Origin of the sequence: Yersinia hibernica (genome assembly GCF_004124235.1) — a bacterium.
GTDB classification, from domain to species: Bacteria; Pseudomonadota; Gammaproteobacteria; order Enterobacterales; family Enterobacteriaceae; genus Yersinia; species Yersinia hibernica.
Genome location: NZ_CP032487.1, coordinates 4,260,906 through 4,275,151, shown reverse-complemented (window position 1 = coordinate 4,275,151; position 14,246 = coordinate 4,260,906). Strand labels below are relative to the sequence as shown.

Here is a 14,246-nt window from a genome sequence, read left to right as displayed (position 1 = left end):
GAAAAAGGCTGAGTTATTGTGTTTTAGTCGCATTATGACGTAAAAAATCAGCGTTATGACGGCATTTTGTCATATAGTGTTTTTCCTCGAAGGAACTGAGGTATTTTTTTCACTGAATTGCGCTTCGCAAGGTTAAGGGATGCGATTTACAACCAAACTTTCTGTATTTATGACTCTGCTGGTCGTATTGGCGATGTGTTTAGTGCTACTGGGTAGCACGGCAAGTTTTTTTTATTTGTGTCAGAAAAAAATGGAGCACCGCCTCCAGAGTATTGTCACAGCTTATGATCAATCATTGCTGGTGTATCCTGCTGATAAAGAACGCGAATGGTTGCCCATAATGATGCGGACGCTGGGTGTTTTGGAAGTGAGCATCCAGAATAAAGACAGCACGTTATATCAACTAAAATTGCCTGCTATTTATGCCCCTTGGAACGGTCAAAGTCGTTACCGCAGCTTGGTCGTCCCTATGGTGCACCAGCCCGGGGCTTCAATGCATTTCACTTATATTGACCCCTTAAGCAGCTATGCTCGCTCTCTTTATGCCGCCGCTATTTTATCGCTGGCAGTGATAATTATCGCGTTGACACTCCTGTTAAGTTTCCGCTGGTTACGTGAACAGACCGCAGGTCAGGAAAAATTGGAACGGCGAGCCAAGCGTATTCTTAGTGGTGAACGTGAGTACGCCATGAATAACGACGGCCACGAATGGCCTCCTTGCGCCAGCCGCGCCATTGATCATTTATTGGCAGAGCTGATAGAAGCTAGGGAAGAGCGCAATCGCGTTGATACTTTAATTCGCACTTTTGCCGCACAGGATGCCAAAACAGGATTCAGTAACCGCCATTTTTTTGATAACCAACTGACGACTCAAATGGAAGAATCGGGTGCCCACGGGGTGGTGATGATGGTGCAGTTACCGGATTTTGACAGTTTAATTGAAACGGATGATCACCAGCAGGTGCAAGAACTGATGCATTCGCTGATTAATCTGCTTTCTACTTTTGTCACGCGTCACCCCTCTGCATTGCTGGCCCGTTATCATCACAGTGATATTGCGATTTTACTCCCTCATAAAACGCTTAAAGATGCTGATGTCATGGCTGCACAGCTAGTGCATGCAGTTGGGTCATTGCCCGAACCCCATGTTATTGACCGAGAATCACTGATGCATATTGGCATTGTGGCGTATCGCAATGGCGATTCAGCAGAACAAATAATGGATAATGCTGGACAAGCGACCAAAAATGCCGCGATGTATGGGGGAAATGGTTGGTATGTTTACGACACCCAAGTCGCAGAAAAAGGGCGTGGTAGCGTCAAATGGCGCACTTTGCTGGAACAAACATTGCTTAACGGTGGCCCACGGCTTTACCAGAAACCGGTTGTTACAGTTGACGGCAAAATTCACCACCGTGAAATTATTAGTCGCATATATGATGGCGAGCAAGAATTGCGGGCCGCTGAATTTACGCCACTGGTGCAGTTATTCGGTTTGGGTGAGCGTTATGACCGCCAAAAAATTGATCGGATAATTCCTTTATTAGCTTTATGGCCGGACGAAACTCTGGCATTTTCTATCAGCGTTGATTCATTATTACAACGTCCTTTCCAGCGCTGGCTGCGGGATACGTTGTTGCAATGCAGAAAATCGGATAGAGAGCGAATTATCTTTGAACTTGCAGAGGCAGATGTGTGTCAATATATCAGCCAAATCCGTCCGATGATGCGTTTGTTACTGGGTGTCGGTTGCAAGGTCATGGTGTCACAGGCTGGGTTGACGGTTGTCAGTACGTCATATATTAAGTCTCTCCGGGTGGAAATGATTAAACTTCATCCAGGATTAGTAAGAAGCATTAATTTACGTTATGAGAATCAGCTGTTTGTCGAGAGTCTAACCGGTGCTTGTGCGGGAACGCATGCGAAAGTTTTTGCCGCAGAAGTGCTGACCCGTGAAGAGTGGCAAACTCTGAAGGAGAAAGGTGTTTACGGTGGACAGGGCAATTTTTTTGCTCCGCCGACGCTTTTAAGCCCTGGAAAGAAAAAATATTCGTATTAAGGCAATGTTTAGCCTGATCGTTGAGCAAAAATTAACGTAGAATGTGCCAGTCATTTCCGTAAATCGTTGGTGGGCGCTTACTTCCGACGAGAATCAGGTTAAATGTTAGATTTTATGTGCTGTGTTACGCCGGTCGTTGCGCGGAAACTGTGTTGTGGAGAGGGTGTACTCAACCTTTTCAAATGACATAGGTTTGTGATGGAGCGAGATGTCAATAACGCAGCTACTTTTTCACCGAATCAGGACGTTTTTGCGCCTTGTCGCTGCTTCGTGTGGTTGGTAAAGTAGGCGGATTTTATTTTCCGCCCCCAGCTTGCAGGATTATCCTTTCGTTATGTTTAAGAAATTTCGTGGCATGTTTTCCAACGACTTGTCCATCGACTTGGGTACCGCCAATACCCTTATATATGTTAAAGGACAAGGCATTGTACTGAATGAACCTTCAGTGGTTGCTATTCGCCAGGATCGTGCCGGTTCACCGAAGAGCGTCGCGGCTGTGGGCCATGATGCTAAACAGATGCTGGGGCGTACCCCCGGTAATATCGCAGCTATTCGACCAATGAAAGACGGTGTTATCGCCGATTTCTTTGTGACTGAAAAAATGTTGCAACACTTTATCAAGCAAGTTCACAGCAACAGCTTTATGCGCCCAAGTCCGCGTGTATTGGTGTGTGTACCAGTCGGGGCAACTCAGGTTGAGCGCCGTGCGATCCGTGAATCTGCTCAGGGCGCTGGCGCTCGTGAAGTGTTTCTGATTGAAGAGCCGATGGCCGCGGCAATTGGTGCAGGCTTACCGGTTTCTGAAGCGACCGGTTCAATGGTGGTGGATATAGGTGGCGGGACCACAGAAGTGGCCGTTATCTCTCTGAACGGGGTGGTTTATTCTTCTTCCGTACGCATCGGTGGTGACCGTTTTGATGAAGCTATCATTAATTATGTGCGCCGTAATTACGGTTCATTGATTGGCGAAGCAACAGCTGAACGTATCAAGCACAGCATCGGTTCTGCCTACCCGGGTGATGAAGTTCTGGAAATTGAAGTGCGCGGCCGTAATCTTGCTGAAGGTGTACCGCGTGGCTTTACGCTAAACTCCAATGAGATCCTGGAAGCGCTGCAAGAGCCACTGACGGGGATTGTCAGCGCCGTAATGGTTGCGCTGGAACAGTGCCCACCAGAACTGGCTTCTGATATCTCTGAGCGCGGTATGGTGTTGACCGGTGGTGGCGCATTGTTACGCAATCTGGATCGCTTGCTGATGGAAGAAACGGGTATCCCGGTTGTGGTTGCAGAAGATCCATTGACCTGCGTCGCCCGCGGCGGTGGTAAAGCGTTGGAAATGATCGACATGCATGGCGGCGATTTGTTCAGCGAAGAATAGTCAGCCAAAACAAAAGAAGAGGCCTTGATCGGATAACCGTATTCTTACGCATCAGGTCAAGTGTTTCTTTTTTTGTCGTCGAGGAATACGCATAATTTATGAAGCCGATTTTTAGCCGGGGTCCATCCCTGCAACTGCGGTTGTTCTTTGCCGTTCTTGCAGCCATTATTTTGGTGATAGCGGATAGCCGATTAGGTACATTTGTTAAAATACGTACCTATATGGACACCGCCGTTAGCCCTTTCTATTTTCTGGCCAATGGGCCACGTAAAGTTCTCGATAACGTTTCTGAAACTCTGGCTACCCATCAACAGTTGGAGCTGGAAAATCGTGCGTTGCGCCAAGAGCTATTGCTGAAAAACACTGATTTGCAGTTGCTGGGGCAATTTAAGCAGGAAAATAACCGCTTACGTGAATTGCTCGGTTCTCCACTGCGTCAAGATGAACAAAAAATGGTGACGCAGGTCATGTCCAGCGGGACAGATCCCTATAGTGATCAAGTGGTTATCGACAAAGGTTCTAACAATGGGGTGTACGAAGGCCAGCCGGTTATCAGTGATCGGGGGGTCGTAGGCCAAGTTGTTGCGGTAAGTCAATTAACCAGCCGCGTATTATTGATTTGTGATACTTCCCACGCTCTTCCTATTCAGGTTTTGCGAAATGATATTCGAGTGATTGCCGCCGGTAGCGGTTGCACCGATGACTTATTATTAGAGCATTTGCCTAGTAATACGGATATTCGTGTCGGTGATGTATTAGTGACATCCGGTTTGGGGGGGCGTTTCCCTGAAGGTTATCCGGTCGGAGTGGTTTCGTCGGTCAAAGTGGATAACCAACGCGCTTATACGGTGATTCAAGCTCGTCCGACCGCGGATTTACAGCGTTTGCGTTACTTATTGTTATTGTGGGGGGCAGATCGCAACGGCGATATTCCATTGCCGCCTGATGAAGTTCGCCGCGTCGCAAATGAACGTTTGGCTCCGATGATGTCGCAAGTATTACCCTCTGCCGATGCCATGGGCCCACCGGCACCACCCGCAACCACGGCACCAACCGCAGTGACTGCTCCGGGAGTATCACCATGAACCGCTACAGCAGCAATGGCCGTTGGGTTATCTGGTTATCCTTTCTGATTGCTATGGTGCTGCAAATTATGCCGTGGCCCGAGCAAATTTATATGTTCCGGCCCTCATGGCTGGCATTGGTCCTCATTTATTGGGTAATGGCATTACCGCACCGGGTCAATGTGGGGACTGGTTTTATTCTCGGGCTGATTATGGACCTTATTTTGGGGTCGACTCTCGGGGTGCGGGCGCTGGCGCTCAGTATCATCGCTTATCTGGTGGCGTTTAAGTTTCAGCTATTTCGCAATATGGCACTGTGGCAGCAGGCACTGATTGTGATGTTGTTATCGCTGACGATGGATGTCGTGGTGTTCTGGTCTGAGTTTTTAGTCAGTAATGTCTCATTCCGCCCCGAAGTATTCTGGAGTAGTGTGGTCAACGGCATTCTATGGCCTTGGCTATTTTTGTTAATGCGTAAAATTCGCCGTCAATTTACGGTGCAATAAGGATTTAAGACTCATGACAGCCCTGTACCTCGCCTCTGGTTCTCCGCGTCGCCGTGAATTACTGACCCTGCTTGATGTCCCTTTTGAGGTACTGAAAACAGAGGTTGAAGAGCAGCGTAAACCTGAGGAAAGTGCACAAGAATATGTCCGGCGTTTAGCACAGGATAAAGCACGGGCAGGGGTGATGGTCGCACCACAAGATTTGCCGGTCTTAGGGGCCGATACTATTGTGGTGTTAAATGGGCAAGTCTTAGAAAAACCACGAGATAAAGCGGATGCGCAGCAAATTTTACGTGCATTGTCCGGGCAACAGCACCAAGTGATGACGGCGGTGTCGATTGCTGACCAACAAGATATATTATCTGCCATGGTGGTGACAGATGTGACATTTCGCGTGTTATCCCAGTTAGAAATCAGTGACTATATTGCTACCGGTGAACCCATGGACAAAGCGGGCGCTTACGGTATTCAGGGGAGAGGTGGTTGTTTCGTCAGAACCATCAGCGGCAGTTATCATGCCGTGGTGGGGCTGCCGTTGGTTGAAACCCATGAATTACTGAGTAATTTCATTGCGCTACGTAATGTGAGAGGAATACATGACAGCTGAATTACTGGTCAATATCACACCGTCTGAAACGCGGGTTGCCTACATTGATGGTGGCATCCTGCAAGAAATTCATATCGAACGTGAAGCAAAAAGAGGAATCGTCGGTAATATCTACAAAGGGCGTGTTAGCCGGGTTCTGCCGGGTATGCAGGCGGCTTTTGTTGATATTGGCCTGGAGAAGGCCGCTTTCCTTCATGCTTCCGATATCATGCCCCACACCGAATGCGTGGCCGGGGATGAGCAGAAAAACTTCAATGTGCGCGATATCGCGGAACTGGTGCGCCAGGGCCAGGATTTAATGGTGCAAGTGGTGAAAGATCCGCTCGGCACAAAAGGCGCACGTCTGACCACCGATATCACCCTGCCTTCCCGCTATCTGGTGTTAATGCCAGGTGCCGCCCATGTGGGTGTTTCCCAGCGTATTGAAAGCGAAACTGAGCGCGAGCGCTTGAAAAAAACTGTGGCGGAGTATTGCGATGAGCAAGGCGGTTTTATTATCCGCACCGCCGCCGAAGGGATTGGTGAAGAGGAATTGGCCGCTGATGCCGCGTTTCTCAAACGGTTGTGGACGAAAGTTCAAGAGCGCAAAAAACGCAATATCACCAAATATAAACTGTACGGTGAAATGGCCCTGGCACAGCGGGTGCTCCGTGATTTTGCCGGAGCGGCGTTGGATAAAATCCGTGTCGACTCTAAATTGACTTATGATTTGCTGGTGGAGTTTACCCGTGAATATATTCCAGAAATGACCGAAAAACTGGAGTTATATGCTGGCAAGCAACCCATTTTTGATCTCTATGATGTCGAAAATGAAATCCAGCGATCATTAGAGCGCAAAGTTGAGTTAAAATCAGGTGGTTACCTGATTATTGATCAGACCGAAGCCATGACCACCGTGGATATCAATACCGGTGCGTTTGTCGGGCATCGTAATCTTGACGAGACTATCTTTAATACCAATATTGAAGCTACCCAAGCTATCGCCCGTCAACTGCGGATGCGCAATCTGGGTGGGATTATCATTATTGATTTCATTGATATGAGTAATGAAGAACATCGTCGGCGTGTCTTGCATTCATTGGAACAGGCTCTGAGTAAAGATCGAGTAAAAACCAGTATTAACGGTTTCTCTCAACTAGGCTTAGTAGAAATGACGCGCAAGCGCACGCGGGAGAGCATTGAACACGTGCTGTGTAATGACTGCCCGACCTGCCGTGGCCGTGGCACGGTCAAATCGGTAGAAACCGTATGCTATGAAATCTTGCGTGAGATTGTCCGTGTTCACCATGCTTATGATTCTGACCGCTTCTTGGTTTATGCTTCTCCGGCCGTGGGGGAAGCGCTAAAAGGCGAAGAATCTCATGCACTGGCTGAAGTGGAAATTTTTGTCGGCAAGCAAGTGCGAGTGCAGATTGAGCCACTGTATAACCAAGAGCAATTTGATGTGGTGATGATGTAAGTGCCTCCCGGCCTTACAGGGATGGCAAGGAGAGAAGTGTGAGGCGACTGCCCAAGATAATATTTGCGACAGGCGCCACAATGATTGTTGTGGTGGCACTGTTGGTTAGTGGGCTACGCATGATGCTGCCTCACATCAACGACTATCGTGCGCAAATCGTGGCCAAGGTTCAGTCCATCAGCGGTATCCCACTGGAAGTGGGGTTTATGCAAGGGACATGGGAAACTTTTGGCCCAACATTGGAGTTGCGCGATATTAGCGCTAAATTGCCGAAAGCCGACTGGCAGGTGCAGCGGGTGACCTTGGCATTGGATGTATGGCAGTCATTGCTACATTGGCGTTGGCAACTGCGCGATATGACTTTCTATCAGTTGCAGCTGGATCTCCACACCACACTGGATAGACAGCAGAATAATGGCAACAGTTTTGAAGCCAGCACCATCACAGATATCTTCTTGCGCCAGTTAGATCACTTTGATCTGCGCAACAGCCGTATTTCTTTCCTTACCCCATCAGGCCCACGTGCCGAATTAGAGATTCCACAACTGACTTGGCTTAACTCGGTGAGCCGGCATCGTGCTGAAGGGCAAATCAGCCTCTCGACCATTAATGGCCAACATGGCGTGCTGATGGTGCGGATGGATCTGCATGATAATCAAGGAATTTTAAGCAATGGCACGGTTTATATGCAGGCCGATAATATTGATTTGAAACCTTGGATTAGCCGTTGGCTGCACCACAATACCGGCCTGGACAGTGCAGAGTTCAGTCTGGCGGCTTGGCTCACTATCAACAGTGGCGAAATCTACAGCGGCAATGTCTTGCTCAGCCAAGGGCAAGCTAATTGGACGGTGGGCCAGCAATCCCATCAGTTAGCGGTGGATAATTTTGTGCTGGAAGGCCGCCGTCAAGGGAATGGCTGGCAAATTGATGCGCCGCAATTGCGTCTTAAAACGGATGGTCAACCTTGGCCCAAAGGGCATTTATCCGCACTGTGGTTACCAGAGAATACCCAATTTATTGGCCCAGACCAGTCTCAAGAGTTACGAATTCGCGCCACAAATATTCAGCTAGAGCGGGTGGGGCCGCTACTGCCCACTTTGTCACTGTTTACCCCTGAATTGATGAAGCGCTGGGCTGATTTACGCCCGCAAGGGATTGTCGATGCTTTGGCATTGGATATTCCCATCAGCCAACCGCAAAGAACCCGTTTTCAGGCCAAATGGCACGATATCAGTTGGCAGCATTGGGATTTGCTCCCAGGGGTGAATAATTTTGCTGGCGTGCTGAGTGGGACTGCCGAGCATGGTCGGCTGGATATCAACCTCAAAAACAGCACTTTGCCTTATGGCGATATGTTCCGCGCCCCATTAGAAGTCAGCCAGGCCAGCGGCATAGTGAACTGGCAAGTTAATGATACAGGGTGGGAGCTATGGAGCGACCAACTGGATGTCCGGGCTAAATCATTGTGGGCCAATGGCAGTTTCCGCTATATGCAGCCTGACCAAGGCCAGCCGTGGCTTAAGATTTTGAGCGGTATCCGCCTGTATGATGCAACTGACGCCTGGCGCTACTTCCCAATCCCATTGATGGGCGAGAAACTGGCTGATTATCTGACCGCGGCGTTACAGGGTGGGCAGGTGGATAATGCCACGCTGATTTACAACGGCAATCCCCATGATTTTCCTTATAAACATAAAGAAGGCCAATTCCAGGTTTATGTGCCGCTGCGTAACGCGACCTTTGCATTCCAGCCAGATTGGCCTGCACTAGAAAACTTAGCCATCGACCTCGATTTCCTCAATGAGGGCCTGTGGATGAATGCGCCTCATGCCATGCTGGGCAAGGTTACCGGCCGCAATATCAGCGCCATCATCCCGGATTATCTGAAAGAAAAACTGTACGTGGAAGCTGAAGTTGCCGGTGAAGGGCGCGCAGTTCATGACTATTTTACTGATACACCACTCAATGACTCGGTGGCCCAGACACTGGAAGAATTGCAGGTGGGCGGTAATGTTAGTGGGCGCTTACATCTCGATATCCCATTGGCAGAAGGCCGCATTACACATGCTAATGGTGAAGTGACGTTGCAGAATAACAGCCTGTTGGTTAAGCCGCTGCAAAGCCAACTGGAGAATATCAGCGGTAAGTTCCGTTTCAATGATGGCAATCTCGAGAGTGATACTTTATCAGCCAATTGGTTCGGGCAGCCGTTATCGGTTGATTTTACTACCGAAGAGCAACCTAAGAACTTTTTAGTCAATGTTGGGCTGCACGGCGACTGGTTGCCCGCCAAATTACCGGGGGTGCCTAATGATGTGGCAAAATTACTGAGTGGCAGCGCCAACTGGCAAGGTAAAGTTGCCGTGCAATTGCCTAAAAACGGTAAGCCAGATTACCAAGTTGATGTCTCGGCTGACCTTAAGAAAGTGAGCAGTCACTTACCTCCACCGCTAGATAAATCAAGTGGCCAGCCATTATCATTACAGGTACAGGCGGCCGGTGGGCTGGAGAGCTTTACCTTGTCTGGCAGTGCGGGCAGTCACAATGCTTTTAATAGCCAATGGTTAATGCAAAAACAGCAGGTCGAGTTGGCCCGCGCTATCTGGCAGACCGGCAGTAAAAAAACGCCACCGCTGCCAGATGATAAAGGTTTGGTACTCAATTTACCTAACCTTGACGGCGAGCGCTGGCTGGATTTACTGGCACCCGAGTTTGCGGCAGTGAGCGCGCCTTTTGCTTCATCAGCTCAACCCACAATCAAGGGGGGGCCGTCTAATGTCATTTTGCCTAAACGGCTGACATTACAGACCCCTCAACTCTTGATGGGGGGGCAAGCCTGGCATGGGCTGACCTTGCAGGTTGACCCATTACCTGCGGGTACGAAAGTCACGGCAAAAGGCCAGGAAGTGGATGGCAGCCTGCTTATGGCAGAAAGTGGGCCGTGGCATGCCGATATCAATTATCTTTATTACAACCCGCAATGGGCGGGGAGTGAGGCCAAAGATCCACTAGCACAGGCGGCATTGCAGGAGCCACAAAGCCCCAGCAAGGTCACATTCCATAACTGGCCCGCAGTGCAATTGCGCTGCAAAGAGTGTTGGATTCTAGGGCAGAGCATCGGGCGGATTAATGCAGATTTGACCCCGAAAGGCCACATTCTGGCGCTGACCAATGGGCTTATCGAGGCGGGTAACGGGCGCGCGAAAATCAGTGGGCAGTGGCAGCAAGACAGTTCAGGCGATAAAACGTCCCTGAATGTTGCGCTGAGTGGGCCAAAAATCGATGAAACTCTCTCGTTCTTTGGTCTGACAACGCCGGTTAAAGATGCTTCGTTTGATATCAATGCCGAGCTAAATTGGCGTGGCGTGCCGTGGCAACCGCAGATTAATACCCTAAATGGCACGTTAAAGAGTAGATTGGGCAGAGGGTTACTGACTGATCTTGGCGGCGGGCGCGCAGGGCAGCTATTGCGATTGGTGAGTTTTGACGCACTATTACGTAAGCTCCAGCTCGATTTTAGTGATACGTTTAGCCGTGACTTCGCGTTTGATTCTATTCGGGGCAATGCCAAGATTAACAATGGCGTGATGCATACTGATGATTTAGTGGTTGATGGGCTGGCGGCAGATATTGCCATGAGCGGAAATGTTGATTTAGTCAAACGCCAGATAGCCATGGAAGCGGTCATTACCCCAGAGATTTCTGCCACTGTCGGTGTCGCCACTGCCTTTGCCATTAACCCGGTGGTTGGGGCGGCGGTGTTCGCTGCTTCGAAAATTTTAGGGCCGTTATGGAGCAAGGTTTCGCTGATTCGCTATCAGATTACCGGTAGTTTGGATCAACCGGCCATCCATGAAGTATTACGCCAGCTAAAGGAGAGTAAGGCGCCATGAAAAATGCCAATGTTGCATTATTGCAGTTATGCAGCGGTGAAAATATCCGTGACAATCTGGCTCAAATTGAGCAGCAGATCAAACAGTTAAACTCAGGCATTCAACTGGTTATGACGCCGGAAAATGCATTGCTCTTTGCTAATGCCGCCTCATATCGCCACCATGCCGAACAGCATAATGACGGGCCATTGCAGCAAGAAGTCCGTGAAATGGCCCGTAAATATGGTGTGTGGATTCAAGTGGGTTCAATGCCGATGATAAGCCGCGAGTCACCGGATCTTATCACCACCAGTAGCTTGCTGTTTGACGACCAGGGCGAACTGAAAGCTCGCTATGATAAAATCCATATGTTTGATGTGGATATAAACGACCTTCATAGTCATTACCGTGAGTCTGATACTTATCAGGCGGGCCAGCAATTGACGGTGGTTGATACGCCAGTGGGTCGCCTTGGCATGACGATTTGCTACGATTTACGTTTCCCCGGTTTGTTCCAAGCTTTACGGGCGCAGGGAGCAGAGATTATTTCAGTGCCTTCGGCCTTTACCAAAGTCACCGGTGAAGCTCACTGGGAGATTTTATTGCGCGCCCGGGCGATTGAAAACCAGTGTGTGATACTGGCCGCCGCACAGGTTGGGCGTCATGGCGCGACCCGCCGGACATGGGGCCACAGCATGGCGGTCGATGCATGGGGTAAAGTCATCGGGCAAAATCCAGACGCGGTTGCTGCCTTAAAAGTCAAAATTGAAACCGCAGGTTTGAAAACTATTCGTAACCAGATGCCGGTATTACAGCACAATCGCTTTGTGTCGTCGCTGGTGCCGCTATCATCTAAATAAAGAGTGAAAACTATGAGCCTCTCGTTTGTCAGTGAGCAGTTACTCGCTGCTAACAAGCTGAACCATCAGAACTTGTTCTCAGTATTGGGGCAGTTGGCTGAACGCCGCCTCGATTATGCTGACCTGTATTTCCAGTCCAGCTATCATGAGGCCTGGGTGTTGGAAGACAGCATCATCAAAGATGGCTCTTACAATATTGATCAGGGTGTTGGTGTGCGCGCGGTTAGCGGTGAAAAGACCGGATTTGCCTATGCCGACCAAATCACCCTGAATGCTTTACAGCAAAGCGCTCATGCTGCGCGCAGCATCGTGCGTGATAGTGGCAACGGCAAAGTGCATACCTTGGGGGAGGTTTCCCATCAGGCGCTGTATCCGCTGCTTGACCCGCTACAAAGTCTGTCGCGGGAAGACAAAATCGCCTTGTTGCACCGGGTCGATAAAGTCGCTCGTGCTGCCGACAAACGGGTGCAGGAAGTGAGCGCCAGTCTGACGGGCGTATATGAGCAAATCTTGGTTGCGGCCACCGACGGGACACTGGCGGCAGATGTGCGCCCGCTGGTGCGCCTGTCAGTCAGCGTATTGGTTGAAGAGAATGGCAAACGCGAACGCGGGGCCAGTGGCGGCGGCGGCCGTTTCGGCTATGACTATTTCCTGGAAACCGTTGATGGCGAAGTGCGCGCTGATAATTTTGCTAATGAAGCGGTCAGAATGGCTCTGGTCAATCTCTCTGCGATTGCCGCCCCGGCAGGTGCTATGCCGGTAGTGTTAGGTGCCGGCTGGCCGGGGGTGTTGCTGCACGAAGCTGTTGGTCATGGGCTGGAAGGGGATTTCAACCGCCGTGGTAGCTCCGTATTCAGCGGGCAAATGGGTAAATTGGTGGCTTCAGAGCTGTGTACCGTGGTGGACGATGGCACGATGCAAGGTCGCCGCGGCTCGCTTGCCATCGACGATGAAGGGGTTCCCGGTCAATATAACGTGCTGATTGAAAACGGTATTTTGAAAGGTTATATGCAGGATAAACTGAATGCGCGGCTAATGGGTGTTGCGCCGACCGGTAATGGCCGTCGTGAATCCTATGCGCATCTGCCAATGCCGCGCATGACCAATACCTATATGCTGGCGGGTAAATCTACGCCGGAAGAGATTATCGCCAGTGTGGAATATGGCCTGTATGCGCCTAATTTTGGTGGCGGTCAGGTGGATATCACCTCCGGCAAGTTTGTTTTCTCCACCTCTGAGGCGTATTTAATCGAAAAAGGCAAAATCACCAGTGCGGTGAAAGGCGCTACTTTGATAGGCTCGGGTATTGAAGCTATGCAGCAGATTTCGATGGTCGGTAACGATTTGGCGCTGGATAAAGGTGTTGGTGTCTGCGGTAAAGAAGGACAAAGCTTGCCAGTAGGGGTCGGCCAGCCAACGCTGAAGTTGGATAACCTGACAGTGGGTGGGACGGCATAAGAGTCAACGGCATTCGGTGCTCAGTTTTATCCCCACGGAGCACCGAATTATTTAGCGATAACCCTGATAAATCTCGGCAATGCGTTTGAAGTAGGCCATTAGATAATCAATGCAAACCTGGACTTTCAGCGGCATTTTATCTTTTTCGGTATAGAGCGCATAGATAGGTCGTGGGTCTGAATGGTAACGTTTGAATAAAATTTCTATCTCACCGCGTTTAATTTCCTCAATGACCCACATCAACGGCACATAAGCAATCCCTGCCCCGGCTTTTAACCACTGAATCATTGTTTGTGAATCGTTGGTGACGAAACGGCCCTGCGGCGAAATTTGTGTCGTGATACCCTCTGGCGCAATTAGCTCAAAATTACTGTCTGGTCTGACACTGTATTCCAGCCACGAAAAATTAATCATATCGCTCGGTTTTTCGGGGGTCCCGTGCTGCGCCAGATAGCGTTTAGTGGCACAGACCACCATTGGCATGGAGCCGAGGCGGCGGGAAAATAGCCCCGAATCCTGTAAAGCCCCGACGCGAATCACCACGTCTAAACCATCGGCAATCAAGTCTGGCGCGGGTATTCCGGTCACCAGATTGACGGAGAGCCCTGGATATTCTTTCAACATCTCGGCCGTCATTGTCGCCAGCACATTTTGTGCCATTGTTGATGAGCAGCCGATGCGCAATGTGCCGGTCGGGGTATTGTTAAAGGCATACAGTTGCTCATGCACTTCCTGCACTTCCTGCAACATCCGCCGACAACCCTGATAATAAATCCGGCCCGCCTCCGTCAAACCGATGCGCCGGGTACTGCGGTTAAGCAGCTTAACATTGAGCTCTGTTTCCAGTTTTGACACTGTTTGGCTGATTGACGAGACACTCATGGCCAGCTGGCGTGCAGCTCCGGTAAAGGAGCCGCATTCGACCACTTTGGCAAAGACTGACATGCGTTTTAATCTTTCCATTGTTCACTCTACATGGA

10 protein-coding genes are annotated in these 14,246 nt (G+C 49.9%); 9 read left to right on the top strand and 1 reads right to left on the bottom strand.

From position 1 onward, the window contains the following. The first annotated feature begins 139 nt into the window (after positions 1-139). From csrD to tldD, 9 genes are all read left to right on the top strand, one after another. The gene (gene csrD / locus D5F51_RS20060; RefSeq protein ID WP_129198706.1) at positions 140-2,059 is read left to right on the top strand and encodes an RNase E specificity factor CsrD; all 1,920 of its coding nucleotides are present in this window, start codon (positions 140-142) and stop codon (positions 2,057-2,059) included. A 334-nt stretch (positions 2,060-2,393) separates the two neighbouring features. Beyond that, positions 2,394-3,437 (top strand): rod shape-determining protein MreB, encoded by a 1,044-nt coding sequence (gene mreB, locus D5F51_RS20055; protein ID WP_002228205.1) that lies wholly within the window; start codon positions 2,394-2,396, stop codon positions 3,435-3,437. A gap of 98 nt (positions 3,438-3,535) precedes the next feature. Then, positions 3,536-4,522 carry a rod shape-determining protein MreC gene (mreC, locus tag D5F51_RS20050; protein ID WP_129198704.1) on the top strand — a complete coding sequence of 329 codons (987 nt, stop codon included), beginning with the start codon at positions 3,536-3,538 and terminating at the stop codon, positions 4,520-4,522. Then, positions 4,519-5,007, top strand: a complete 489-nt coding sequence (gene mreD, locus D5F51_RS20045; RefSeq protein ID WP_025376835.1) for a rod shape-determining protein MreD — start codon at positions 4,519-4,521, stop codon at positions 5,005-5,007. Before mreC ends, mreD begins: the two co-directional genes overlap by 4 nt. A gap of 13 nt (positions 5,008-5,020) precedes the next feature. Next, positions 5,021-5,614: a Maf family protein gene (locus D5F51_RS20040; protein ID WP_129198702.1), complete on the top strand. Its 594-nt coding sequence runs from the start codon at positions 5,021-5,023 to the stop codon at positions 5,612-5,614. After that, entirely contained in the window at positions 5,604-7,073 is a 1,470-nt protein-coding gene (rng, locus tag D5F51_RS20035) for a ribonuclease G (RefSeq protein WP_129198700.1), read from the top strand. Before D5F51_RS20040 ends, rng begins: the two co-directional genes overlap by 11 nt. 38 nt (positions 7,074-7,111) lie before the next feature. Beyond that, positions 7,112-10,969 (top strand): AsmA2 domain-containing protein YhdP, encoded by a 3,858-nt coding sequence (yhdP, locus tag D5F51_RS20030; protein ID WP_129198698.1) that lies wholly within the window; start codon positions 7,112-7,114, stop codon positions 10,967-10,969. Continuing rightward, positions 10,966-11,808, top strand: coding sequence for a deaminated glutathione amidase (nit1, locus tag D5F51_RS20025; RefSeq protein ID WP_129198697.1), 843 nt, complete (start codon positions 10,966-10,968; stop codon positions 11,806-11,808). The genes yhdP and nit1 overlap by 4 nt, the downstream gene beginning before the upstream one ends. A gap of 12 nt (positions 11,809-11,820) precedes the next feature. Continuing rightward, a complete protein-coding gene (gene tldD, locus D5F51_RS20020; protein WP_129198695.1) occupies positions 11,821-13,266 on the top strand; it encodes a metalloprotease TldD in 1,446 nt (481 codons plus the stop codon). Between the two features lie 51 nt (positions 13,267-13,317). Here the strand turns inward: tldD and aaeR are convergent, their stop codons facing one another. Continuing rightward, on the bottom strand, positions 13,318-14,229 hold the full coding sequence (gene aaeR / locus D5F51_RS20015) for an HTH-type transcriptional activator AaeR (protein ID WP_129198693.1): 912 nt from the start codon (positions 14,227-14,229) through the stop codon (positions 13,318-13,320). Positions 14,230-14,246: the final 17 nt, after the last annotated feature.